The sequence below is a fragment of the Bacillus sp. LSHTCR4 genome (assembly GCF_057197025.1).
In genome coordinates this window covers 560,038-585,486 of sequence record NZ_JBXUNO010000001.1, presented here as the reverse complement: position 1 = coordinate 585,486, position 25,449 = coordinate 560,038, and the positions used below count along the sequence as shown (strand labels likewise).

At 36.3% G+C, this 25,449-nt stretch carries 29 protein-coding genes; 1 reads left to right on the top strand and 28 read right to left on the bottom strand.

What is annotated here, in order from left to right:
- Window positions 1–11: 11 nt before the first annotated feature.
- The 7 genes from AC2CGR_RS03050 to AC2CGR_RS03020 are packed head-to-tail and all read right to left on the bottom strand — an operon-like array spanning window position 12 to window position 5,566.
- On the bottom strand, window positions 12–992 hold the full coding sequence (locus AC2CGR_RS03050; RefSeq protein ID WP_087964761.1) for a biotin--[acetyl-CoA-carboxylase] ligase: 981 nt from the start codon (window positions 990–992) through the stop codon (window positions 12–14).
- The gene (locus AC2CGR_RS03045) at window positions 977–2,170 is read right to left on the bottom strand and encodes a CCA tRNA nucleotidyltransferase (protein WP_484480492.1); all 1,194 of its coding nucleotides are present in this window, start codon (window positions 2,168–2,170) and stop codon (window positions 977–979) included. The genes AC2CGR_RS03050 and AC2CGR_RS03045 overlap by 16 nt, the downstream gene beginning before the upstream one ends.
- Window positions 2,157–3,302 carry an N-acetyl-alpha-D-glucosaminyl L-malate synthase BshA gene (bshA, locus tag AC2CGR_RS03040; RefSeq protein ID WP_000768298.1) on the bottom strand — a complete coding sequence of 382 codons (1,146 nt, stop codon included), beginning with the start codon at window positions 3,300–3,302 and terminating at the stop codon, window positions 2,157–2,159. Before bshA ends, AC2CGR_RS03045 begins: the two co-directional genes overlap by 14 nt.
- A complete protein-coding gene (gene bshB1 / locus AC2CGR_RS03035; RefSeq protein WP_000015666.1) occupies window positions 3,299–4,003 on the bottom strand; it encodes a bacillithiol biosynthesis deacetylase BshB1 in 705 nt (234 codons plus the stop codon). The genes bshA and bshB1 overlap by 4 nt, the downstream gene beginning before the upstream one ends.
- A gap of 11 nt (window positions 4,004–4,014) precedes the next feature.
- On the bottom strand, window positions 4,015–4,410 hold the full coding sequence (gene mgsA / locus AC2CGR_RS03030) for a methylglyoxal synthase (protein ID WP_000684765.1): 396 nt from the start codon (window positions 4,408–4,410) through the stop codon (window positions 4,015–4,017).
- A gap of 14 nt (window positions 4,411–4,424) precedes the next feature.
- On the bottom strand, window positions 4,425–5,225 hold the full coding sequence (gene dapB / locus AC2CGR_RS03025; protein WP_000658802.1) for a dihydrodipicolinate reductase: 801 nt from the start codon (window positions 5,223–5,225) through the stop codon (window positions 4,425–4,427).
- Window positions 5,225–5,566, bottom strand: coding sequence for a nucleotide pyrophosphohydrolase (locus AC2CGR_RS03020; protein ID WP_050587968.1), 342 nt, complete (start codon window positions 5,564–5,566; stop codon window positions 5,225–5,227). Before AC2CGR_RS03020 ends, dapB begins: the two co-directional genes overlap by 1 nt.
- Window positions 5,567–5,834: 268 nt before the next feature.
- On the opposite strand from AC2CGR_RS03020, the gene AC2CGR_RS03015 reads away from it, so the two are divergent.
- Entirely contained in the window at window positions 5,835–6,716 is an 882-nt protein-coding gene (locus AC2CGR_RS03015; RefSeq protein WP_087964758.1) for a YitT family protein, read from the top strand.
- Window positions 6,717–6,744: 28 nt separating this feature from the next.
- Here the strand turns inward: AC2CGR_RS03015 and AC2CGR_RS03010 are convergent, their stop codons facing one another.
- From AC2CGR_RS03010 to spoIVA, 21 genes are all read right to left on the bottom strand, one after another.
- Window positions 6,745–7,386 carry a uracil-DNA glycosylase gene (locus AC2CGR_RS03010; protein WP_484480491.1) on the bottom strand — a complete coding sequence of 214 codons (642 nt, stop codon included), beginning with the start codon at window positions 7,384–7,386 and terminating at the stop codon, window positions 6,745–6,747.
- A 101-nt stretch (window positions 7,387–7,487) separates the two neighbouring features.
- Window positions 7,488–8,168 carry a zinc metallopeptidase gene (locus tag AC2CGR_RS03005; RefSeq protein WP_025988738.1) on the bottom strand — a complete coding sequence of 227 codons (681 nt, stop codon included), beginning with the start codon at window positions 8,166–8,168 and terminating at the stop codon, window positions 7,488–7,490.
- A 112-nt stretch (window positions 8,169–8,280) separates the two neighbouring features.
- Window positions 8,281–9,066: a sporulation protein YpjB gene (gene ypjB, locus AC2CGR_RS03000; protein WP_061687692.1), complete on the bottom strand. Its 786-nt coding sequence runs from the start codon at window positions 9,064–9,066 to the stop codon at window positions 8,281–8,283.
- 107 nt (window positions 9,067–9,173) lie between these two features.
- A complete protein-coding gene (lit, locus tag AC2CGR_RS02995; RefSeq protein ID WP_270185352.1) occupies window positions 9,174–9,860 on the bottom strand; it encodes a lipoprotein intramolecular transacylase Lit in 687 nt (228 codons plus the stop codon).
- A gap of 24 nt (window positions 9,861–9,884) precedes the next feature.
- Window positions 9,885–10,475 (bottom strand): lipoprotein heptaprenylglyceryl N-acetyltransferase LhaT, encoded by a 591-nt coding sequence (lhaT, locus tag AC2CGR_RS02990; RefSeq protein WP_131101770.1) that lies wholly within the window; start codon window positions 10,473–10,475, stop codon window positions 9,885–9,887.
- A gap of 110 nt (window positions 10,476–10,585) precedes the next feature.
- Window positions 10,586–11,353 (bottom strand): menaquinol-cytochrome c reductase cytochrome b/c subunit, encoded by a 768-nt coding sequence (gene qcrC / locus AC2CGR_RS02985; protein WP_000554603.1) that lies wholly within the window; start codon window positions 11,351–11,353, stop codon window positions 10,586–10,588.
- Between the two features lie 43 nt (window positions 11,354–11,396).
- Window positions 11,397–12,071, bottom strand: a complete 675-nt coding sequence (qcrB, locus tag AC2CGR_RS02980) for a menaquinol-cytochrome c reductase cytochrome b subunit (RefSeq protein WP_000932700.1) — start codon at window positions 12,069–12,071, stop codon at window positions 11,397–11,399.
- On the bottom strand, window positions 12,072–12,584 hold the full coding sequence (gene qcrA / locus AC2CGR_RS02975) for a menaquinol-cytochrome c reductase iron-sulfur subunit (RefSeq protein ID WP_001290420.1): 513 nt from the start codon (window positions 12,582–12,584) through the stop codon (window positions 12,072–12,074).
- Between the two features lie 140 nt (window positions 12,585–12,724).
- A complete protein-coding gene (locus AC2CGR_RS02970) occupies window positions 12,725–13,183 on the bottom strand; it encodes a YpiF family protein (protein WP_000871318.1) in 459 nt (152 codons plus the stop codon).
- A 153-nt stretch (window positions 13,184–13,336) separates the two neighbouring features.
- Window positions 13,337–13,873 carry a ReoY family proteolytic degradation factor gene (locus AC2CGR_RS02965; protein WP_001095923.1) on the bottom strand — a complete coding sequence of 179 codons (537 nt, stop codon included), beginning with the start codon at window positions 13,871–13,873 and terminating at the stop codon, window positions 13,337–13,339.
- A 73-nt stretch (window positions 13,874–13,946) separates the two neighbouring features.
- The gene (locus AC2CGR_RS02960) at window positions 13,947–15,209 is read right to left on the bottom strand and encodes a tetratricopeptide repeat protein (RefSeq protein WP_001168676.1); all 1,263 of its coding nucleotides are present in this window, start codon (window positions 15,207–15,209) and stop codon (window positions 13,947–13,949) included.
- 307 nt (window positions 15,210–15,516) lie between these two features.
- Window positions 15,517–16,629 (bottom strand): histidinol-phosphate transaminase, encoded by a 1,113-nt coding sequence (hisC, locus tag AC2CGR_RS02955; protein WP_087964748.1) that lies wholly within the window; start codon window positions 16,627–16,629, stop codon window positions 15,517–15,519.
- A gap of 132 nt (window positions 16,630–16,761) precedes the next feature.
- The gene (aroB, locus tag AC2CGR_RS02950) at window positions 16,762–17,847 is read right to left on the bottom strand and encodes a 3-dehydroquinate synthase (protein ID WP_087964746.1); all 1,086 of its coding nucleotides are present in this window, start codon (window positions 17,845–17,847) and stop codon (window positions 16,762–16,764) included.
- Window positions 17,847–19,019: a chorismate synthase gene (gene aroC / locus AC2CGR_RS02945; protein ID WP_087964744.1), complete on the bottom strand. Its 1,173-nt coding sequence runs from the start codon at window positions 19,017–19,019 to the stop codon at window positions 17,847–17,849. Before aroC ends, aroB begins: the two co-directional genes overlap by 1 nt.
- Window positions 19,020–19,289: 270 nt before the next feature.
- Window positions 19,290–19,736, bottom strand: a complete 447-nt coding sequence (gene ndk, locus AC2CGR_RS02940; protein ID WP_087964742.1) for a nucleoside-diphosphate kinase — start codon at window positions 19,734–19,736, stop codon at window positions 19,290–19,292.
- Between the two features lie 124 nt (window positions 19,737–19,860).
- A complete protein-coding gene (gene hepT, locus AC2CGR_RS02935) occupies window positions 19,861–20,823 on the bottom strand; it encodes a heptaprenyl diphosphate synthase component II (RefSeq protein WP_000776081.1) in 963 nt (320 codons plus the stop codon).
- Window positions 20,824–20,854: 31 nt separating this feature from the next.
- The gene (gene menG / locus AC2CGR_RS02930; RefSeq protein WP_001187661.1) at window positions 20,855–21,568 is read right to left on the bottom strand and encodes a 2-heptaprenyl-1,4-naphthoquinone methyltransferase; all 714 of its coding nucleotides are present in this window, start codon (window positions 21,566–21,568) and stop codon (window positions 20,855–20,857) included.
- A gap of 29 nt (window positions 21,569–21,597) precedes the next feature.
- The gene (locus AC2CGR_RS02925; RefSeq protein WP_131102719.1) at window positions 21,598–22,347 is read right to left on the bottom strand and encodes a heptaprenyl diphosphate synthase component 1; all 750 of its coding nucleotides are present in this window, start codon (window positions 22,345–22,347) and stop codon (window positions 21,598–21,600) included.
- Window positions 22,348–22,561: 214 nt separating this feature from the next.
- Window positions 22,562–23,131, bottom strand: a complete 570-nt coding sequence (gene folE, locus AC2CGR_RS02920; protein ID WP_001151482.1) for a GTP cyclohydrolase I FolE — start codon at window positions 23,129–23,131, stop codon at window positions 22,562–22,564.
- A gap of 120 nt (window positions 23,132–23,251) precedes the next feature.
- The gene (locus AC2CGR_RS02915) at window positions 23,252–23,524 is read right to left on the bottom strand and encodes an HU family DNA-binding protein (protein ID WP_001043860.1); all 273 of its coding nucleotides are present in this window, start codon (window positions 23,522–23,524) and stop codon (window positions 23,252–23,254) included.
- A 298-nt stretch (window positions 23,525–23,822) separates the two neighbouring features.
- Window positions 23,823–25,301 (bottom strand): stage IV sporulation protein A, encoded by a 1,479-nt coding sequence (spoIVA, locus tag AC2CGR_RS02910; protein ID WP_000416519.1) that lies wholly within the window; start codon window positions 25,299–25,301, stop codon window positions 23,823–23,825.
- Window positions 25,302–25,449 lie beyond the last annotated feature (148 nt).

Here is a 25,449-nt window from a genome sequence, read left to right as displayed (position 1 = left end):
AGGAACTTCTTTTACTTAATTTCGATATCCGCAGAATGAATGTGATGTACTTTTCCTTCATGGTCTTCCAGAAGCAATACACCATCCTCTGTAATTCCTTTTGCTACACCTGTAATCGTCTCTCTCATCGTTCGAGCGTTAATTTCTTTCCCGATGCTCACAGCGTAACTTTCCCAAAGAATTTTAATAACAGAGAAACCATTTTGTAAATACTCTTCATATAATTTTTCTAGTTGTAAAAAGATTTGTTGCATAAGCTCTGCACGAACAATTGGCTTACCAGATTCAATCGCTAAAGAAGTAGCAATATGCTGAATTTCCTCATCAAAATGTTCTTGCTTTTGATTCACATTCATACCAATACCCATAATGACAGCATTAATTTTATCAGGATCAGCCTGCATTTCTGTTAATATACCTACAGCTTTTTTCCCTTGAATTAAAATATCATTCGGCCATTTTATTCCTACATTTACACCTGTGCACTTTTCAATTGCTTGTGCAACGCTAACAGCCGCTAACAAAGTAAGTTGTGGTGCATGATGAACCGGGATTGATGGACGTAAAATAATACTCATCCAAATTCCTGTTCCTTTTGGTGAATGCCATTTTCTGCTTAAACGACCTCTACCCGCTGTTTGTTCTTCTGCCACAACAATCGTTCCTTCTTCTGCACCTTCATAAGCAAGCTTTGCTGCAATATGCTGCGTTGATTCAACAGACTCTTCAAAATACACTGTTCTACCAATATGTTTCGTTTGTAACCCTAACTGAATTTCATTCGCAGTCACTTTGTCTGGCTTACTTGCAATTCGATAGCCTAATCGACGGACAGCTTCAAGTTCATATCCCTCATTCCGAAGGTCCTCCATATGTTTCCACACAGCGGTTCTTGAACAACCAAGTTTATCACTAATCGTTTGGCCAGATACAAACTCGCCATCCGCTTCCGAAAAAACTTGCAATAACTGCTTTCTTATAGTAGATTGCATTCTTGCAGCCACTCCCTTATACACTCTTTCTCATTAACTACGTTTCCTTGTACGATTGCTTCCTCAATCTTTTGAATCATTTCAGCAACCCATGGACCTGGCTTTTTACTTGCCCAGTTTAACAAATCATTCCCAGTCACATTCATCTCTTGTCGACTCTTGATTGGCAATGCTTGAAACAACGTTTGTACCCGGTTAACAGATGTATTATCATAGCTTTCAATCATCGCTTCATATACTCTTTCTGCCATTTCAGCTATATGAATTCCCGTTTTATAAAGAAGAACTGTATCCCAATCCTTCTCCTTTCTCTTACGGATTGTTAATAAAACTGCGACGATATCTTTTATTTTTTTATTCGAAAACTTCCATTGACGTAAAAAGACAGATGGATGTTCTTCCCCGATACAATATAAGAAAAACGCCCATGCCTCAATGTCTGTTTCAAAAGAATCCCAGTTATACTGCGTAGCTTTTAGCAATCTCTCTTCTGACATTTGTAAATACGGCAGATGAGAAAATAGTTTCGTTTCTACTAATTCTTTGAGACCCTTCACACAATATGTGCCAGTTAACAGTTTTTCAAACTCCACTGTAATTCTCTCAATTGCTATATGTTCCAGCAAATGTCCAAATGTTTCAATTGCTTGTTTCGTTTTCGTCTCTAAAGAAAAACCTAACGTACTTACGAACCGAATACCACGCATCATTCGCAGGGCATCTTCTTGAAAACGATCCGCAGCATTTCCCACTGTCACAATTTCTCTCTTTTGAATCGCTTCCTGTCCAGCAAATAAATCGACCATTTTGCCTTCTTCTGTCATTGCAATTGCATTCATTGTGAAATCACGACGTTTTAAATCCTCTTCTAATGAACGAACAAATTGAACACTACTTGGTCTTCGAAAGTCTTCATACTCACTCTCTGTTCGAAAAGTGGTTACCTCATAAGGCTCACCATTTTCTACTACAATTACAGTTCCATGCTCAAGACCAACAGGAACATGTCTTGGAAATATCCCCATCACTTCTTCTGGTAAAGCAGATGTCGCAATATCAATATCACCAACCGGCCTATCGATAATAAGATCTCGTACGCTTCCACCGACAAAGTAGGCCTCATGTCCTTGTTGCTTTAAAGTCTCAATAATAGAACTAGCTTTTTTAAATCTTTCCATTTTTGTCATCCCTTAGTACATCATAATAAATCGCTTCATATTGCGAAACGATTTTTTCAGAGCGGAACTGCTCGTAAACACTTTCTCTTGCTCGCTCTCCCATATTACGGTGAAGTTCTTCATCCTTTAATAGCTGAATAGCTTGACCTGCCACTCCTGTTGTATCGCCAACTTCACATAAATATCCTGTATCACCATGTTGAATGACTTCTGGAATACCTCCAACCCTTGTTCCGATACAAGGTACACCACACGCCATCGCTTCTAATAAAACAAGACCAAAACTCTCCTTCTCTGATAAAAGCAACATTAAATCACTCATCGCAAGTAACTCTGCAACATTATCTTGCTTCCCTAAGAATAAGACGCGATCTTCAATATGTAAATTTTTCACCAACTGTAAAATCGTGCAAAATTCCGGTCCATCTCCAACAAGAAGCAACTTCGCATCTACTTCTGTAACAATTTTAGCGAATGCCTGCACAACATCTTGCACACGTTTCACTTTACGGAAATTTGAAATGTGAATGAGTATCTTTTCACTCTCACTTATACCGTATTCTTTCTTTAATTGAGTCATATCACGTTTGAAATATACACGTTCGTCTATAAAATTATATACCGTTTGAATGTCTTTATTTGGTTTTACAAGCTCGTGCGTTTCGTTAATTAATGAATGCGAGACAGCCGTCACAACATCAGATTGCTCAATACCAAAACGAATTAAATTATTTAGCGAGGGGTCGGAACCTAACACAGTAATATCTGTTCCATGCAAGGTTGTAACAATTTTAATACGCTCGCCAATCATTTGTTTTGCTAAATAGGCACAAATGGCATGTGGTATTGCGTAATGCACATGTAAAATGTCTAGGTTTTCTCTTTGTGCAACCTCTGCCATTTTACTCGCTAACGCTAAATCGTATGGTGGATATTGAAATACAGAGTATTGATTTACCGTCACTTCATGAAAATAAATGTTTGGATACACTTTATTTAACCGGAATGGTAAACCCGATGTAATAAAATGAATTTCATGCCCGCGTTCCGCTAATTGCTTTCCTAATTCTGTTCCAACAACTCCAGAACCACCTACAGAAGGATAACATGTAATACCTATTTTTAATTTCATTTACATCCCCCTATTAAATCAGCATGTAATAAAACCGGTTTCTTACTCATAAACCCTTCGGCATATAAGACTCCAACTTCTTTTCCAAACATTTTCTCACGAGCGACTACAGTTTCAACGTAACCTTCTGTTAACGGCGTCTTCACACCATCACTCCCTGTTGAAAACTGACTTTCATATGCTTCTAATGCTTCCACTTTTTGCGATACGTATTCACTAATATCTATACAAAAATTCGGTTTATGAAAACCATTAATCATATAATGATAAAAAGACTCCACACGATGTGGTGGAACCTCTGGCATATATTTGCGAATTCCCGCTGAAAAAATAGCTTCTTCCACAAGTTTTGCACAATTTGCATGATCCGGATGGCGATCTTCATAATACGGCGCAAAAACTAGTTTTGGTTTATATGTACGAATTACCTTTACAATTTCACGTATATACTCTTCTTTCATATACAAACCACGGTCTGGCATCGCTAAATTTAGTCTCGTTTTTACTCCCATTATACGAGCTGCCGCCTTTGCTTCTTCTTTTCTTAACTCTATCGTTCCATTAGAAGAAAGATCAGCTTCTGTTAAATCACAAATACCTACTTCATACCCTTGCTTCGTATATTTAGCAATGGTACCAGCCATGCCGATTTCAACATCATCGGCATGAGCACCAAACGCTAATATATGTAATCCACTCATAATTGTTCCCCTCATTTTCTTAACTTGCGGTAATCTAAATCTCCTCGCTCTAATGCGTGCATTAACATTTCAGCACTTGCCATATTCGTTGCAAGTGGAATTGCATATACATCACATAAACGAAGCAATGCATTCACATCCGGTTCATGCGGCTGTGCTGTTAATGGATCGCGGAAGAAAATTACCATGTCTAAATCATTTTTCGCAATCATTGCACCAATTTCTTGATCGCCGCCAAGAGGACCAGATTGATATCTTGTTACAACTAAACCGGTCGCTTCCATAATACGAAGCCCTGTCGTTCCTGTTGCAAATAATTCATGTTGTTCAAAAATTGGTTTATATGCGTATGCAAACGAAACCATGTCATTTTTCTTTTTGTCATGTGCGATTAAGGCAATTTTCATCCGTTGTCTCCCCTTTAGTCGATAATATTCTCTAAACCGTACACAAGATGATCTAGATTCATTACTGTCTCAATTGATAGTTTTACACCAGACATAAATGATGCACGATTGAATGAATCATGACGAACTGTTAACATTTGTCCGTCTCCACCAAACATTACTTCTTGGTGTGCAATAAGTCCTGGTAAACGTACACTATGAATGTGAATGCCGTCTACATTTGCACCACGAGCTCCTTCTAATTGCTCTACTTCATTTGGATGGCCTTGCTGCTTGGATTCACGATTTTGACGAATCAATTCTACTGTTTTTACCGCAGTACCAGATGGTGCATCTAATTTTTGATCATGATGCAATTCAATTACTTCAACATCTTGGAAGTACTTCGCTGCCATTTGTGAGAATTTCATCATAAGAACTGCACCAATTGCAAAGTTTGGAGCGATAATTGTTCCTACTGCTTTTTCTTTTGCAGTCTCGGTTAATTGTTTTAGCTCTTCTTCTGTAAATCCAGTTGTACCAATAACTGAACGAAGTCCACGCTCAACTGCTAGTGTAACGTGTTGTTTCCCAACTTCTGGCGTTGTTAAATCTAACAACACATCTGCTTCTACTTCCTCTAAACAAGTATGTAAATCTGCGTAAATAGGTGCATCTAGCGCTGGCATTCCAGGTAAATCAGAGATTTTCTCTCCACCATGCTTATAATCCACTGCTGCTACTAAATTAAAATGTTCCGTTCTTTCCATAAGAAGAACTGCTTCATGTCCCATGCGTCCTCTTGGTCCAGCGATAATTACTTTAATTTCTTTCATTATTCTTTCTCTCCCTCATCAATACGTGTCCAGCGATCTTTATCGCGAGTATTAAATTTATTCATTACAATGTTATGTGCTGTTTCTAAATCAATATTTAAACTATTTGCCATACAAATCATAACAAATAATACATCTCCAAGCTCTTCTTCAATACTACGTTCTTTTTCAGTTGTTTTCTTCGGTTTCTCACCATAATAATGATTAATCTCTCTTGCAAGCTCCCCCATTTCTTCCGTTAAACGAGCCATCATTGCAAGTGGACTGAAATAACCTTCTTTAAACTGACCAATATATGCATCTACTTCTTTCTGCATATCCTTCATCGTTTTCGCTTCCATACAATTCACCTCTAATCCTTCCTCTTTCATGTTAGCCAATTCATCGCGATTTGACAAATATTATTCCCCGCTAAACACCTATTTGCGACCCTTTTTTGGATAGACTATAATAAAGTGAAACTTCTTTTGCACTTTTTGCAAAAGATTAGCCAGAACCAATTTGGTTTTATAGCCTTCACTATTTTCACTAGCAACTAGAAATTACTTATCATTATGTTTTACCGTTTCAGCGGAGCAATGCCATTTACATAATTAGGGGGATTTCTATATGACATCAAATTTGAAGATTCGAAATATCATTTTCATTTTAATCGGTTCCGCTATTTTTTCTTTCGGTATTGTGAATATCAATATTGAAAATCACCTTGCAGAAGGTGGATTTACCGGTATTACACTCTTATTGTATTTTCTATTTAAGTTTGACCCTTCTTATTCAAACTTAATTTTAAATATCCCTATATTTTTTATTGGTTGGAAGTTACTTGGAAGAACGACATTTATATATACACTAATCGGCACCTTTAGCGTATCTTTATTTCTATGGATTTTTCAGCGTTACGAAGTTCTCAACTTACATGTAAACTTACAAAACGATATGACACTCGCTGCTTTATTCGCCGGAGCATTTATTGGTATCGGTCTTGGGATCATATTTAAATACGGCGGGACTACTGGCGGTGTAGATATTATCGCGAGACTCGCTCATAAATATGTTGGCTGGAGTATGGGGAAAACGATGTTTATGTTTGATGCTATCGTCATTATCGTCTCTATCCTTACCTATTTATCATATCGCGAGGGTATGTATACGTTAGTTGCTGTTTTTATCGGGGCGAAAGTGATTGATTTTATGCAAGAAGGAGCCTATGCAGCAAAAGGAGCAACTATTATATCAGATAAAAACGATGAAATTGCTGCCAAAATTTTATCTGATATGGAGCGCGGAGCAACCTTTTTAAAAGCTGTTGGATCGTATACAAAAGTGGAACGGAACGTATTGTATTGCGTTGTTGCTAAAAATGAAATCGTGAAATTAAAAAATATTATTACTTCTGTAGATCCTCATGCATTTGTTGCTGTAAGTGATGTACATGATGTAGTTGGTGAAGGTTTTACATTGGATGAAAATAAAAATCCATTACATACATAAACACAACTAGAAAAGCTTTTTAGCTTTTCTAGTTTTTTATTACATATCGCTTAAGTTTCTCTAAATCCTCATAAATAAGCTCCAATAAGCTCCGATTATAAAAAATAGAAGCAGGATGGAAGGTCGGAAAAATATGATATTCTTTCTCTGACCATGTAAACGCTGCACTTTGCATATCCTTTAATTTTTGAATGGGCTGTTTTAATAATTGTCCGTGTACGTCTGTAATCTTTTTATCTTTTCCTGCTAAACGTTGAAGACCGATATTGCCAAGCGTGACGATAAGCTTCGGATTTATTTTCTCTAATTCATAATCTAACAAAGGTGCATGGGCAACTATTTCTCCTTGATTTGGCGTTCTATTATACTTTTTTTGTATAATTTCACCATTTCGTTCTTTTTTCTCTCGCCATTTATAAGGTCTACTTCGAACAGCGCTCGTAATATATACTTCTTCCCTTGTAACATGAATACGTTCTAAAAAACCCATTAATTGTTTTCCGGCTCTCCCGCTAAACGGAATCCCATTATGAATTTCTGTTTCACCAGGCGCTTCTCCTAACAACATAAATTTCGGATTTTCAGGACCTTGTCCACTTAAAAAACCTTCTAATTGATAAGGAGCACTACGCTCTTTCACTTGTTTTACTAAATGGTCTGGATATTTCATTCCCCCCACCACCTTTCCGTATTACTTCTATTATTTCTATTTGCAATACATTATATAATTCAATCCACACAACAAAAAAAGACTATCAAAATTGATAGTCTTTAGTCGTCGCTACGCTGCATACCAGTATACATTAATACGAGACGTAATAATTCAAATACCGCTACAGCTGCAGCTGCTACATATGTTAATGCTGCCGCATTTAATACTTTACGAGCTTGCCCATATTCATCTGTTGATACGATACCTAACGCTTCAATTTGTTGCATTGCACGCTTGGATGCATCAAACTCAACTGGTAATGTAACAAGTTGGAACACAACTCCTGCTGCCATTAAGATAATACCTAATAACAATAAGTTAGCCATAGATGCAAAGGCACCAATCATAATAAATATCCAAGAAATATTCGATCCAAAGTTTGCAACTGGCACTAACGAATGACGAATACGCATAAAGTTATAATCTTTTGCATCTTGAATTGCGTGTCCTACTTCGTGTGCTGCAACTGCTGTACCAGCAACTGAATGACCGTAATAGTTATCTGTTGATAATCGAACTGTTTTAGCAGTTGGATCATAATGATCTGATAAATGACCTGGTGTTTCTTCTACAGCTACGTTGTATAATCCATTCTCATCTAAAATTTTCCGAGCCACTTCCGCTCCTGTCATACCCGATGTTGAATAAACTTGTGAATACTTGCTATAGGCACTACGTACTTTTGACTGTGCATACAACGGTATGATCAAAATGATCGCGAAGTAAATTAAATAAAACATCATGAATCTCTGAACCTCCATTGAAGTTTTAATTATAGTACTTCTCATTCTATTTTCTTCTGCCACCATTGTCAATGAATAAAACTTACAATCCGTATCTTTATTTATTACATTATCTATTCTTAGAATGTACATTACCTTTTCTTTTTTCTCTCTCTCCTTTATACTTTCTCCACCCAACATAAGTTAATGTGAATAAAATAAGACCTCCAGTAATTGTCATAAACCAAATGAGAGAAGGTGCAATTTCATCTTTTTTTACTGTATGAAATATTTTTTGCAAATCTCCTTTAATGATTCCTAATTGCATTTGTCCACCTTTCGTTTTTAACATAACGTTACGAAATTCATCTAAATAAGATAGATGGGCATTTACACGCTGTACTTCATTTTCTGGCAGGGCTATCATTAAGCTTGGATAAATAATATTAAATTCATGTAAAAATGTGTTTAACGTTTGTTGAAACTGTCCCGTATCTTCTTTTGTCATCGCTTTTTCCATTTGAGAAAAGGCATCCATTACTTTTCCTTCTCTTTCCATCCAAAGTGGTTGATACTTGGATACTTGTGCATCAACAGCGAGCTGCAGGGCTAGCACATTATCAATTTTAACTTGTTTACCTACATCTTCCGCGAGAGATTGTTTCGCTTTGTCGTAAGCTAAAGAAATAACTCTAACTTGATCTGGCGTTACTTCTTGCTTCTTTTCATTCCCCTTTATGACAAACTGCTCCGAGAAATGTTGTAATACTTGTACTGCTTTTTCATCTTCATTACGCTTCACTAATTGTAATGAGTCATCCAACAATCCTGTTAGTTCACTCCACTCTTCAGCATATATACGTAACGGAAACATTATAATTAGAAAAGCTATCAATCCAATTAATGTTCTCTTCATCACGGTCCCCCCTATAACTACTAGTACAAAATATGTTAATTTGGACAAGAATAGAACAGAACTGGACCGAAAAATATATTATCGTTTTACAAACAAAAAAATTCTCTTTAAACAGAGAATTTTTCCTTTGAAATCCTTTTCTTTTTTACGAAATATTTATACAAGCTATAACAAATTATGCTGCCACATAAAATAAATAATAAAATAGCACACGCTGCATGCATAAAGAACTCTTCTGGTAACATTAATATAATTGGATCCGTTTCAATATCAAACATCCAATAATCATTACTGAATAAAAGCTTATGGAATAATACAAAACTCTTTTCAAAATTAATAGCGATTGGTAGCACAAGCGCGATCGGAAAAATAATTGTTACAATCGATCCGTGCAGTAAAAACTTTTCATTTTTCTTTTTTAATAAATACATGCCGCCTACTATTGCAATCATAATTGTCGCATACATTACATATTGAATCTTTACTAAAATATTTTTAACATCTACAAAATGAATACGGCCATTTGCAGACATATCTAATGTGGGCAACTGTAATGCTCCATCATAAAACGGAGATAAATATGTGATAAGCACATCATAATTTCTTTTAATATCATCCTTCGTCATATCTGCTAAATCTGGAATGTTTAAAAAATCAATTTCAAAATAATATAGCCATTTTCCGTATACAACCGCCGTTGTTGCGAGTGCAAATATAGAAAATGCTATGCTATATGAAACAATTATCGTAGTCAATCGATCCAATATTTTTATACCACTCGTATTTTTCTTCATTTTCTCCCCCTAATGTTCTAACTATCATAAAGAAAACTGTTTTCGATTCTCACGTAAGCAATAATAATATGTCATACAAAGTACTACAATGCTTAGCCAAAACGTAAAATAACCAATTTCCCCTACAAACAAATGCATAATTCCATATCTCGGCATTTGCCAAAATAAATAATCAATTGCATCGTTATGTAATGTCCATATAGCTGCTACCGCAAAATGCCATTTTTTTATACGGTAAAACGGTGCATATAGCACTGCTTGTACTGCCATCGCAAAATGTGAAAGCATTAACATATAACCGATAAAACCAATAGGACCTTTTACATAGATCATAACCCCATTTACAACAACAGCCCATATTCCATATTTTATTAAAGTAACAATCGCTAGCGCCTCTATTAATCCCCAATTTTTCTTTATTAAAAAAGCAATTAAAACAAAGACAAAAAAAAGACTCGCCATAGGGCTATCAGGTACAAACGGCCAAAATATAGGTGAAGTTTCTTTTAATTGGTTTCCATACCATATAAATCCGTATATCGTACCTAATATGTTAACAACTAATAAAAATAATAATACGGAGCGTTGCCTTAACATTGCATACAAGTAAACCAAGCTGTATGTCCAACACCTTTCATTTTTTCATCAAACTCTACTCTATTATATAGTAAACTTTCTATCATCAAAATAAAAAGCTGACTACAAATTTTGTAGTCAGCTTTTTATTATTTTTTATTATACTTTGCAACGAATTCCGAAAGCTTCTTCAGTTCCTCATCTGTACCTTTAAATACACCTTTAGGCATGGAACCTTTTCCCTCTTTCGCAATTTTAGCAATTTCTTCTGGCTTCAAAGTTAAATTTTGCAGTGCCGGTGCTGCTGCGCCGCCCTGTAAATTGTCACCGTGACATGTTAAACAAGTATTTTTTTGCATTAATTTATAACCGTCATCATTTTTATCAACTGGTGCTGTTTTTACAATTGCTCCTTGTTTTTTTGCAGCTTCCCAGTCGTGGTGTGCTACAGATTCCCAAGTTAAAAAGATAATCGATGCAATTGCTAAAAGCATAAATCCCGTTGCTACAGGACGCTTCAATGGGCGTCTTTCTGGGCCTCGATCAAGAAATGGAGCTAACAGTAATGCGCCAAACGCAATCCCTGGCATAATGAACGCTCCAATTACAGTAAATGAGCCAGAAGCATAAGAATACTTTAATAACTGATACAAGAATAAGAAATACCAGTCTGGAAGTGGTATATACCCAGCATCAGTTGGATCCGCCATTCTCTCAAGCGGTGACGGATGCGCCACTGTTAAACATAAATAACCGATTAAAAAAACTGCACCAACCATCCATTCTTTTAACAAGAAGTTCGGCCAAAATGCTTCTGTTTTCCCTGGGTATTCAGAATAGTCTTTTGGAATATTGGGTTTTCGAGCTACTGGTACCCGAGAATCTCCTACAAACTTCATCCCTTTGCCGCGATGCATAATCTCCCTCCTTTAGTTCTTTCCCCTTTAATTTAGCAATCTCTTATAGCGGACCGGAAATACCTTGTTTGCGAATCATGATGAAGTGGAAGGCCATTAAACCTAGAAGTGCTGCTGGTAAGAAGAAGACGTGAATAGCAAAGAAGCGAGTTAATGTTTGAGCGCCAACAATTTCGGAATGACCAGCGAGTAATGTTTTAATGTAAGGACCAATAAGCGGCGTTTGCTCTGCAATTTGAATCCCTACTTTCGTAGCAAATAACGCTTTCATATCCCACGGTAATAAATATCCGGTAAAACCAAGACCTAACATAACAAAGAAAATAAGAACACCAACAATCCAGTTTAGCTCACGAGGTTTTTTATACGCACCCTGGAAGAAAACTCTAAGTGTATGTAAAAACATCATTACAATTACGAGACTAGCACCCCAGTGGTGCATACCACGAACAATTTGTCCATATGCAACTTCATTTTGCAAATAATAAACCGATTCCCAAGCATTTTTAATATCAGGCACATAATACATCGTCAAAAACATTCCAGATAAAATTTGAATTACAGTAACGAAAAAGGTAAGTCCGCCAAAACAATAAACGAATGCAGAAAAGTGATGTGCCGGGTTTACATGTTCAGGTACTTCATGATCAGCGATATCACGCCATATTGGTGTAATATCTAACCTTTCATCTACCCAATCATAAATTTTATTTAGCATCTACTTTGCACCCCCTCTTGGCTTCGCTTTTCCTAGATACAACGTTCCATCTTTCACTTTAGATTCGTATACATCAAGTGGAGCAAGGGGCGGCGTGCCTTTAATGTTCATCCCGTCTTTTGTGTAACGGCCCCCGTGACATGGACAAAAGAATTGATTCGGATGTGCTTTGTCCGAATTCCAGTTCACTGTACATCCTAAATGTTTACATACCGGAGAGAACGCAACAATGTCTCCGCTTTCATCTTTATGAACCCAAGCTGATTTTGGCTCTTCGGACTTGTACCAACCATCAACCTGCTTCACCTTAAAGTCGAAACGTTTCGGCTCTGTTGTAATATCCTTTACTTGTGCAACAGCAACCATATCTGTTCCCGCTTCTTTTCTTAACACCGGATCAAGCGCAAATCGCGTCATCGGCATTAAAATACCCGCTGCCATAAAGCCTCCTACCCCTGTAAGGGTGTAATTTAAAAACTGTCTTCTTGACACACGATGTTCTTTCTCGCTCACGAAAATTTCCCCCCTCTATCAGAAATTGTCCCCTCGTGATAAATTATATAAAAAATAAAAACTAGGACACTATCATGATATAATACGCTCATGCACAGGTCAATATCATACTACTCATAATAATAAGAACTTTCTGTTTATTATTTTTTTCCCCATTTTTCTTCTAACATTACCATTATATTTTTTATATGTGCATGAATCACTTCTCTTTTCGCTTGATCACTAAATTGTTCTAACGCTAATGAAGGAAACCAAAATAAATCTCCCTGTAATTCTTGCATATCTTCTTTCCATGAAAAATCACTTGTAACATAAGCAATATGCTTAAAACCTTGCTTTTGTAAATGATTTGTCCATTCTTGCAAACGACCTTTTTCGTTTTTTTGACTTTCTACTAAATACGTAAATGCAGGTAGTAAAAGTACTCTTCCTTTATATTCTCTTTCCAGCTCCATACTCAACAATTCGATAAATTCTCCTTGTTCTACTACTGTTTTCATTTCTTTCGCTGCCGAAATTGATAAAAGTGGTATTACCCCTGTATCTACATACTCTCTTGCTTGCTCAAACTGTTCCACATCTTTCACAATCCATTTCAAATTTCTCCCCTCCCTCACCTAGAAATGACAGAACTTTCACTTTATATATATTAAACCACACTAAAAGAGGTAAAAAAAGAAAAACCACCTATATTAAGGTAGTTTTTCTTAAAAAGTCTGAAATTTGTAAAATTTTATGAATCCAAATGAATTCTATAACATCTTTAACTCCGCTGTTAACCTATGAAATGCTTCCTTATCTTGCTTATCCAGCGCTTCATCAATTTGCTTTAGAAGACGTTCTCTTCTAAAAGAAAATACACTTTCTTCTAAAAATCTTTCTGCAAGTAAACGATCTTTTTCATTTACTTCAATATGCTTTGGTAAATACGGGTTTTCTTCTAATACAGCTACATAATTGGCATTTTGAAACGATGATTTAAAATTGAGTTGAATATAAATATCCTCATCTCGATTTAAACGAATATCATGAAACGATTTTTCAGCATCTGTTGTCATAACATTTTGTTTGAAAAAGTGAAACGGTGTGTCTTTTACACAATTCGCGGACATTACTAAGCCACGCGGACAATATTTTGCATGCTCTACGAAGTGGACTTTATGCATCAATTGGTCGTGACTCATTAAATAATTCAAAATCCATACACATTCACGCTGTTTCAGTTGGTAATTATTCAAAAACCATTTTACAAAATCCTTCTTCTCGTTTACAGAAACAGGGGTATTCATAGCAATTAAGTCCCTCCTCTGTCTTTCTCTTTTCTTTTTAGATTCAAGAAGCGGTATTCAGTTTCCTTCCAACTTATGAAAAATCCTCTAAATTATATAACAATTCTTCAATATGAATTTGTGTCGGGTCTAGTTGTATTAACTGAGTAAATACTTCTTTCGCCTCTTTTCGCATACCTTCTTCCAATAAGAAATAACCGTACTCTTCCAAGAAGTCTGGATGATTCTTAAAAGAAGTATATGCACTTTCATAGTGTTTTAATGCATCCGAATACATTTCTAATTGTTTTTTTGCAAACGCAAGATCCCAAAGTAGTTGTGTATCTGGTTCTCCGCTGTCAATGGCACGCTCTACAACAGCAATTAGCTCTTCATACTTTTCTTGTTCTTTTAAGATATACGCATATTTTAATGTTGCCCCTAAATGTCCTGGATCTAACTCAAGCGCTTTTTGAAGTACTTCCTCTGCTTCCGCTATTTTCCCTAATTTCGCCGCGATGTTCGCTAATTCTACATAAAATGGTACAGAAAGCTCATCTACTTTAATTCCTTCATGAAGTGTTTCATAGCTTTCTTGAAGCATTCCTTCTTTTTCATAGCTTTTCGCTAAATACATGTAAAGCGATGCATACTCAGGATCTAATTCTTTTAGTTCTTGCCAAGCACCAATTGCTCTTTGATATTCTTCACCTTGGTATAATGTGAAGGCATATCCAAATAATGAGTGAATATCTTTCTGTTCCTCTAAACCTGCTTCGTAGTAAGAAATCGCCTCTTCCCAATTTCCAATCGCACTTAACGTTTCTCCAAGGCGTAGCGCAATGACAACACCACCCATTACTTTATGTTCCGCTAATAGCGACTCATAATAAGTAATTGCCTTTTGTTCCTCACCTTTACTACTATATAACTCTGCTAATCCAAACGTAATAACAGGTTCGTCAGGCATCATTTCTTTCGCCTTTAATAGTTTTTGTTCTGCTACATCATCGAAACCTTGCATTTGGAATAAATCCGCAACAAGTAATAACGATTGAACATATAAATCATCATTTTCTGGAATATCATGAAGCACTTCAATCGCTTCGTCTTCTTTGTCTAGATCAATATATAATTCTGCTAAAAATACAGTAAATTCACTTTCTTCTGGATACAATAAACGTAAGTCTTCTGTAATAGCTAACGCTTCATCCGTAAATCCAAGTGTATGATAATAGCGAGCGATATCATACTTCTCTTCATCATTCGCAATTTTTAATTGTTCTTTTAATAATTGTAACCCTTTTTCAGCTTCACCATTTTCAATATATGAAACAGCTTGTTCAAACTTTTGCATAAACGTCTCCTTTAATTCTAAAAAATATTCTTTTCTGTTCATTTATCATAAGCAACAAGGTGTAAGAACGCAACCTTTAGAATGAGTATACTTCTTGTACTTTCACTGATAACGATTCGAATATGACACCGATACCGCATTACTACTTTCTATTGTACCGTTTTCTTTTATGACCGTGCAAATAACTTCTCTCACTAATTATCGAGCCATACAAACCGTGGTTTACAGAACAACTTAATTACCAGTCTTCAACCTTTATTTTTAATGCGATAAAAAAGGCTCCTATAATAGGAGCCTTCACAATCTCTTAAGAATATGTTTCTTCTTTCTGTACTTGCTCATTTACAAGCTCTTTCAACAACTCTATAATTTCATCATTTTCTTCCTTCAAACCGACAGTAATACGAATACCATCATCGATACCAAATGCAGCACCCGAACGAACAATATATCCTTTTTTCATTAATCGTTCGAAAGCTTCATTACCAGGAATACCGAGTTTTAGGAAAATGAAATTTGTTTGAGATGGATAATAGAATACATTATATTCCTTACAAAATGCGTAATATTGATGTAATCCTTCTTCATTCTTTTTCACACATTCTTGTAAAAACGCTTGATCTTCTAATGCAGCAAGTGCTACTGACTGCGCTACAGTCGATGTATTAAATGGTAACCTAGCTACTTCTAGCTGTCCGATTAACTCCGCATTACCAACCGCATATCCGATACGGAAAGCAGCTAAACCATATGCTTTTGAAAATGTACGTAATACCATAAGATTTTCATACTTTTCAAGAAGTGGTAACGTTTGCGGATAGTCTTCTGCCCCCGCATATTCATAATATGCTTCATCCATAATAACAAGCGCTGACTTAGGAACTGATTCTAAAAATGAAAGTAATTTTTGTTTTTCTACATATGTACCTGTCGGATTATTCGGGTTACAAATCCATACAATCTTCGTTTGATCATCTACTTGCTCTAGCATCGCATCTAAATCATGAATGCCATCTTTAAGTGGTACTTCACGAACTTCTGCTCCTTCAATAACAGCATGGTGATGGTATTGCGAGAATGTTGGATTCGCCATTACAACATTTGTTCCTTCATGTAGTAATGCACGACTAATCATTTGAATGACTTCATCTAACCCACTACCAAATAACAGTTGTTCCGCTTTAACACCTAAATGTTTTGCTACTTGTGTTCGAAGTTCAAAGGCATATCCATCTGGATAAAGAGCGTATTGACTCGCTAAAGAAGTTAATGCCTCTGTTACGCGTGCTGAGCAACCGAATGGGTTTTCGTTCGATGCCAATTTCACAATTTTTGATAACCCATATTCCCTTTTTACTTCTTCAATATTTTTCCCAGGTACATATGCTCTCAAAGTTAACAATTGCTCTTTCACTCTCATTTTTCTTCCCCCAGTCATTTTATTGAATTCGATTACAATACAATATTAGCCCTTTACTGTAATCTTTTATCCTAACCGTCATTATTACGAAAACACCTCTAAATAAGCACTTCATGACTACTCTCTATTATTTTAAACCATATCCTTTTGAAATGCCTCTAACGCAATATGAACAGTCTCATCAGGAATAGATACGACATTCACTACCCCATATTCCTGCATAAGTACCATATGAATTGTTCCTGCATTCGCCTTCTTATCTTGTTTCATCAATTGAACGAGACGCTCTACATTCAAATCACTTGGCATTTTTGGATAGCCGTACTTTAAGAACCACTGCTTCATCGCTTCATAAGCAAGATCAACCTTATGCACTTGCTCACTTAAAAACAAGGCAAATAACATTCCAACCGCTACTCCGTCACCGTGAGTAATATTTCCATACCCTAACTCTTTTTCAAGAGCATGTCCTAACGTATGTCCAAAGTTCAAATGAGCACGTACACCTTTTTCTTTTTCATCTTGCGATACAATGTTTGCTTTTACAGGAATCGCCTTCGTTAATATGTGAATTAACTTCTCATCACGAAGATCTGCTAATGTTTGCACTTCTTCTTTTAGCCAATGATACAGCTTTACATCACCAATTAGTGCATGTTTTATCACTTCTGCATAACCTGAACGCCACTCTTTTTCGGGAAGAGACTGTAAAAATGGCGTATGATATACAACTGCTTCTGGTTGATGGAATGCTCCTATCATATTTTTACCTAACGGATGATTGATCGCTACTTTCCCACCTACTGCGCTATCGTGAGCTAATAAAGTCGTCGGAACTTGAACAAAGCGAATTCCACGCATAAACGACGCAGCAACAAAACCAGCTAAATCTCCAATCATCCCGCCTCCAAGTGCAACAATTAAAGAATTTCTATCTAATTTATTTTCAAGAGCTGACGTATGAGCCGCATAGAAATTTTCAAAGGACTTCTCTTTTTCACCACTCGGTACAACGAATGAAAATACTTTTTGCTCTATTTGCAACGCATCTACAACTGTCTGTAAATGTAAAGATGCAACAGCTTCATCTGAAATGATCATTACATTAGACACAGCTGGCTGCATATTTTGAACAATTGTTATCAAATGTGACAACGCTTCTTTTCCAACGTGTACATCATATTCTTTTGACTTCGTTTGAATATGTATGTTTCCCATTAAAATCCCCTCGCATATTCATTATGTTTCTCAATATTTTCACGAATAAGGTCCATACGATCTAATCCGAATTGTTCTATTAAAGCTGTAGCTAATTCCCAAGCTACAACCGCTTCTGCAACGACACTAGCTGCTGGAACAGCACAACTATCTGAACGTTCAATACTCGCTGTAAAAGGCTCTTTCGTATCAATATCGACACTTTGAAGCGGTTTATATAGTGTAGGTATCGGTTTCATCACTCCGCGCACAACAATTGGCATTCCAGTCGTCATACCGCCTTCTAAACCACCCGCGTTATTTGTTCTTCGTGTATATCCATGCTCTTCATTCCACAAAATTTCATCATGAACTTCGCTACCCGGTCTATGTGCTGCTTCAAAACCAATTCCAATCTCGACACCTTTAAAAGCATTAATGCTCATCATTGCGGCTGCTAATTTTGCATCTAGTTTTCGATCATAATGCACATAGCTTCCTACTCCAATCGGCATCCCTTCCACAATTACTTCAACGATGCCACCGATTGAATCACCATTCGCTTTCGCATCATCAATTGCTTTTATCATTTGATTACCAGCTTCTTCATCTAAACAACGGACAGGTGATGCTTCTGTAATACTTTTTAATTCTTCAATTGAACGATACGTAGTCTCCTTAGCCTCAACACCGCCAATTTCAATTACATGGCCCGCTACTGTAATACCAAGTTCCGCTAACACTTTTTTAGCAACCGCACCAGCAGCAACACGTACTGTCGTTTCGCGAGCTGAAGAACGTTCCAGTACATTTCTCATATCTCTATGACCATATTTAATCGCACCATTTAAATCAGCATGTCCAGGTCTTGGTTTTGTTACTTTCCTTTTCATTTCTTTTTCTTCTTGTTCCGTTAACGGCTCTGCCCCCATAATTTTTGTCCAATGTGCAAAATCACGGTTTTCGACAACAAGTGCAATTGGAGAACCTAATGTCTCTCCATGTCTAACACCACTTACAATTTGCACTTGATCTGTTTCAATTTGCATGCGTCTACCACGCCCATATCCCTTTTGCCTTCTAGCTAACTCTTCATTTATATCATCCGCTACTAATGGTAGTCCGGCTGGAACACCTTCTATAATCGTTGTAAGTTGTGGACCATGAGATTCACCAGCTGTAATATATCGCATACGTTATTCCTCTTTTCGTATATGTATTTATCTCGCTATATTAAGCAATAATATTATCTTTCATTACTCTAAAAATATGAAAGAATTATTTATACATCAGCCATTCGCTTATTCTCCGATAGGCCTTTACTTTACATATCAATATATCATAACAGCTCTAACTTCGTAACTAATAGAAATAAAAAAAGTGCAAGAAGAATACCCCTATTCTCCTTGCACTTTCTACTATTATCACAGTTATTAAAGCGTTTACAAATTATTTCAAAATAATTAGTAAATCCATTCATTCATTAATTTTGAGTAGTCAACTAATTCTTCTTCTTTAAAGAAAATAGCAATCTCGCGCTCTGCACTTTCTAACGAATCAGAACCATGGATAATGTTTTTCGCAACAGTTACACCGAAATCTCCACGAATTGTTCCAGGAGCTGCTTCATGTGGTCTTGTTTTACCCATCATGTTACGAGCTGTATCTACTACACCTTCACCTTGCCATACCATTGCGAATACAGGGCCAGATGTAATAAAGTCTACTAATTCACCAAAGAAAGGTTTCTCTGTGTGCTCAGCATAGTGTTTTCCAGCAATTTCTGGAGTAACTTGCATTAATTTTGCACCAACTAATTGAAAGCCCTTCTTCTCAAAACGAGCTACAATTTCCCCAATGAAGGCACGTTGTACACCGTCTGGTTTAACCATTAGAAATGTTTTTTCCATAAAAAATCTCTCCACTTCTGAATTATGTATGTAATTGTATATCCCCACACACATATTAACACCCTTATCACAATTGTGCAATAGTTTTGAAATAGAGAGATTATTTTATTTTTTAGAAAAAACACTAAAATTTTCGTTTTCCAATATACTTTGCTACATTTTGTAATGCATACTTTGCTTGTCCGCGTGGGAGTGGTTTTATAATTTCTAATGCTTTATGTAAATAACGTTCACTAAACGCAAATGCTTTATCAATAGCAGCACTATTCTTTACAGCCTCAATAATTTCTTTCATTTCGTCCGCTGTTGTATTTTCATGTACAGATCTGATTTTCTTACAAAGGATCGGATCTTCCATAGCATATAGAGCAGGAAGCGTAATGTTTCCTTGCAATAAATCACCACCAGCAGGTTTTCCAAGTTTCTCTTCTGTGGAAACAAAGTCTAAAATGTCATCAATAATTTGATACGACATCCCTACGAAATAGCCATACCAAAACAGACGACTTACCGTATCACGATTAGCGCCAGCAGCAATCGCTCCTAGTTGGCAACTTGCAGCAATTAATAATGCGGTTTTTCGCTTTATTCTTCTTAAATATGTTCTTAAATTTTGGTCATAGTTATACTTATCTTTAATTTGTTCGATTTCACCTTTACAAACTTCTAAAATGGTATGCGATAGAGCCTGATGTGCCTCTGGAATTTCAATATTCGTTATACATTCAAGAGACTTAGCGAATAAATAATCCCCTGTATACATTGCAATACGATCTCCCCATTTCGCATTCACAGTTGCACTACCACGTCGTAAAAACGCAGCATCAATAACATCATCGTGAACAAGAGAAGCCATATGAATAAGTTCTAACGCTACAGCTACATGCTTAATTGCGTCTAACTTATAATCTCCAAATTTCCCCGCAAGCAACACAAATACAGGACGAATTCGCTTCCCACCAGCTTCAATAAGTTGTAATGCTGCCTCTTCTACTAATGGCTGTTCAGAAGCAACTGTCTTTTTTAATTCTTTTTCTATCACATTAATATCCGATCGTAAAAAAGAGTACATAAGTTGTAACTTCATATTGTTCACCTTAACCTAAAACTTCTTTTTTCTATTTTGATTCTGGTTTCATACCTAAATGCATCGCTGCTACCCCAAAAGTAAATGGCTTCACTTGCACACGTTCAAGTCCAGCTTTTTCGAACATATTAGCCAATTCTTTCATCCCTGGGAATGTACTAGCAGATTCTTGCAACCATGAATATTCTTTATAACTTTTCGCAAATAACTTTCCAAATAACGGCATGATATATTTAAAGTATAAAATATAACCTTGTCGAAAACCAATCATTGTTGGTTGAGATGTTTCTAAACATATTACTTTTCCACCCGGTTTTACTACACGCGTCATTTCTTTTAATACGTGCATATAATCCGGTACGTTACGTAAACCAAATCCAATCGTTACATAATCAAATGTGTTATCTTCAAATGGAAGTTCCATTGCATTCCCGTGTAGAAGTTCTACTTGTTTTAATTGTAACGCCTCTACCTTTTGTTTACCAACAGATAACATATTTTCACTGAAGTCTAAACCAACAACCTTGCCCTGTTCACCCACCGCTCCAGCTAGCGCAATTGTCCAGTCCGCTGTCCCGCAGCATACATCAAGTGCTTTATTACCTGGTTTTACATCCATAATGCGCATCGTCTCTTTACGCCACGCTTTATGCCTTTGAAAACTAATTACAGAATTCATTACATCGTATTTGTCAGAGATTTTCTCAAATACATCATGTACTCTTTCTTCTTTTGATTGTTGCATGCTCGTACCTTCTTCCAATGTAAAGTTGCTTATGTCTTCGATTTATCTCTTAACACAGAGTTTATTTCGCTTATATCTGTGTGATTTTCTAAAAATTGATTTTCTTTCTTTCCGAGTTCCATCACCCATCCACTCATAACTGCTTCTGCATCCGCTTTATCGTTCACAATCCCTTGAACCGCTTGAAAAACAGGTGAATGTTGTTTATCAACATGTAGTTCACATTCTTTTTGAAGACGATTTTTTCCTAGTACATACGCTATAAACGGCTTCCAATGCGATAAATGAAAATGATCACATGTTTTTTGCAAAAGTGCAGACTCAATTGTTACTACACTTTCCTTTATGTCATCCATCGTTTTATGCGCTTTTTGATATAACATTATTTTGTGTTCATTAATTTCTTTAATTCCTTCAGCAAGCGCACGAATTAAAACAATATCACGATTCATAGACAATAAGTAATAATATAACCCACTATAATAATCGCCTGCAAGTACTGTTAACTGGCGACGCTTATGCGATTCATTTGCTTCTTCTCCTGCTTTATTTGATACTCTTTCATGTGTATCAAGCGCAATTTGCACAAGCATAATCGTTACTACATAATGCTCAATTTGTTCTATATGTAAATTTGCACCTTTTAAAGCACCGTATAACAATGCTATTTTCTCTTCATCAATAAACGGTTCTTCAATATAGTTTATAAAATAAGGATGGCGTAATTTCACCATCAATTTCTCTCTTATACCCGCATACCCTCCGTAGATGTCACACACAAAAATCACCCTTGTTTTCTAATTCATAAAACTTATTATAACACATACACTCTATTTTCTATAACCAAAACTTGGCTACTCTTTCCAAACTTCTATCGAACTAAATAACATCTGCTATTCTTTTACATAGTCTTTCTATTCTCACTCTGCCTTGCTAAAACTATATCATTTATTTACAAAAAAAAAAAAAAGAAAAGCAGTTTCCCACTTTTCTTTACTTCGTTTTAATAAAAGATAAAATTTCACTACGTGCTGCAGCATCATTTTCTAGTACACCACGTACTGCTGTTGTTACTGTTTTTGCACCTGGCTTTTTCACACCGCGCATTGTCATACACATATGTTCCGCTTCTACTACTACCATTACACCATGCGGCTCTAGTACTTCCATAATAGAGTTCGCTACTGTTGATGTAATACGTTCTTGCAGTTGTGGACGACGTGCAATTGTATCTACAGTACGAGCTAATTTACTTAACCCTGTTACTTTTCCGCCTTGCGGAATATATGCAACGTGAGCAACTCCATAGAATGGAACTAAATGATGCTCACACATCGAATAAAACGGTATATCTTTTACTAGTACAAGCTCCTCGTGATCTTCCCCGAACACTTTGTGCAAATGTTCTTTCGGATCTTCATGCATACCTGAGAACACTTCTGCGTACATTTTTGCAACACGCTTTGGTGTATCAAGTACTCCCTCACGATTTGGGTCATCTCCGATTGCCTCTAAAATAAGGCGTACTGCATGTTCAATTTGTTCTAAATTAACTTTTGCCATCCGCTAGCCCTCCCGAAAACCTAAAAGTGATACGAACACATTCTAGCATATTTATGTTTTTAAAAGCAAAAAGAAGAGTTTCCAAAAAGGAAACTCTTCTTCCCTGTTAATATGTAAGGATTATTTAACCGCATCTTTTAACGCTTTACCAGGTTTGAATGCAGGTACTTTACTTGCAGCGATTTCAATCTCCTCACCTGTTTGTGGGTTACGACCTTTACGAGCCGCACGCTCACGAACTTCGAAGTTACCGAATCCGATCAGTTGTACTTTATCACCTTGTTTTAAAGCTTCTAAGATAGAATCAAAAACAGCGTCTACTGCTTTTGTTGCGTCCTTTTTAGAAAGGGAACTTGCTTCTGCAACAGCATTGATTAAATCTGTCTTGTTCATGCCATTCACCTCCTCCCAAAGATAAGACTGTATAATGATCATAAAATGAGTCTTACTTTCATTTGTAGGCAATTTTTGCAAATTCTATACTACAAAGATGTAGATAAATCATTATCAACGCCTATATTATACGATTCTCCTTTATAATTCAATATTTTTAAGGAAATTGTTACTCTTAAAATGTGAAAATCTGATGAAACTTGACAATTTACAACAATATATTAGATAATGACTGTTTATTTTCCTATTCTATATGCGAAAATTAAAAAAATCCCTCTACGATGAGAGGGATTTTTTCTTATAATATAATCGCAATTAATCCGCCAGATCCTTCATTAATAATTCTTTCTAGCGTTTCTTTTAATTTATATCTCGCATTTTCTGGCATTAAAGATAGTTTCGCTTGAATGCCTTCCCGAACAATAGAGCTAAGCGAACGTCCAAATATATCAGAATTCCAAATTGATAATGGATCATCTTCAAAATCTTGCATTAAGTAACGAACGAGTTCTTCACTTTGTTTTTCAGTACCAATAATTGGCTCAAACGTGGACTCCACATCAACTTTAATCATATGAATAGATGGTGCTACAGCTTTTAATTTCACACCAAACCTTGAACCGTGACGAATAATTTCTGGCTCATCTAAGCTCATGTCAGCTAACGCAGGCGCGGCTACACCATATCCTGTTTGTTTTACCATGCGCAGGGCATCCGCCACTTGATCATATTCTATTTTCGCATGAGATAAATCGAGCATAAGCTTCAATAAATGATCTTTCCCTCGAATTTCTACCCCTACTACTTCTTTTAAAATTTGATCATATAATTCATCTGGTGCATATAAATCAATCTCTGCTACGCCTTGCCCCATATCAATGCCAGCTAGGCTCGCTCGATCAATAAATTCATACTGACTAAACTGCCATACGACACGGTCTACATCACGAAGACGTTTTATATCCTTGACAGTCTCTTGAACAGCTTCTTGATAACTCTGACGTAACCAATGCCCTTCATTTAGCACCATTACCCAGCTTGGAAGGTTCACATTCACTTCTAAAACAGGGAACTCAAATAACGCCTCTCTAAGCACATTGTACACATCTGTTTCTCTCAAACTTTCGACACTCATCGCAATAACTGGGATATCATATTCTTCAGATAAACTTTGGCGCAATTGCTCTGTATCTGGATGATACGGCTGTACAGTGTTAATGATCATAATGAAAGGTTTTCCGACTTCTTTTAACTCATTTACGACGCGTTCTTCTGCCTCTATATAATCTCTTCTTGGAATTTCACCAATCGTTCCATCTGTTGTAATCACAACACCAATTGTTGAATGTTCTTGAATTACTTTACGTGTTCCAATTTCTGCAGCTTCATGGAATGGAATAGGCTCTTCATACCAAGGAGTATTAATCATGCGCGGGCCATTCTCATCTTCATAACCTTTTGCTCCTGGAACTGTATATCCGACGCAATCTACTAATCGAATATTCACTTCAAGACCTTCATCTACTTCAATAGAAACCGCTTGGTTTGGAACAAATTTAGGTTCCGTCGTCATAATTGTACGGCCAGCAGCACTTTGAGGCAGCTCATCCTGCGCCCTTTGACGGTCAGACTCATTCTCAATATTAGGGATAACTACAAGTTCCATAAATTTTTTAATGAATGTTGATTTCCCTGTTCGAACAGCTCCTACAACTCCAAAATAAATATCACCGCCTGTGCGTTCCGCAATATCTTTAAAAATATCTACCTTTTCCAAGTGATTCCCTCCCTCAATATTTTTGGGAATAATTCCACGTTTATAGTCAACTAATACCTTCTCTAACGTTGCCTATAATATCTGATATAATATAATGGTATTCTAGAAGTTCGGACAATATATCATATAATTTTGTCCAATTTCATAT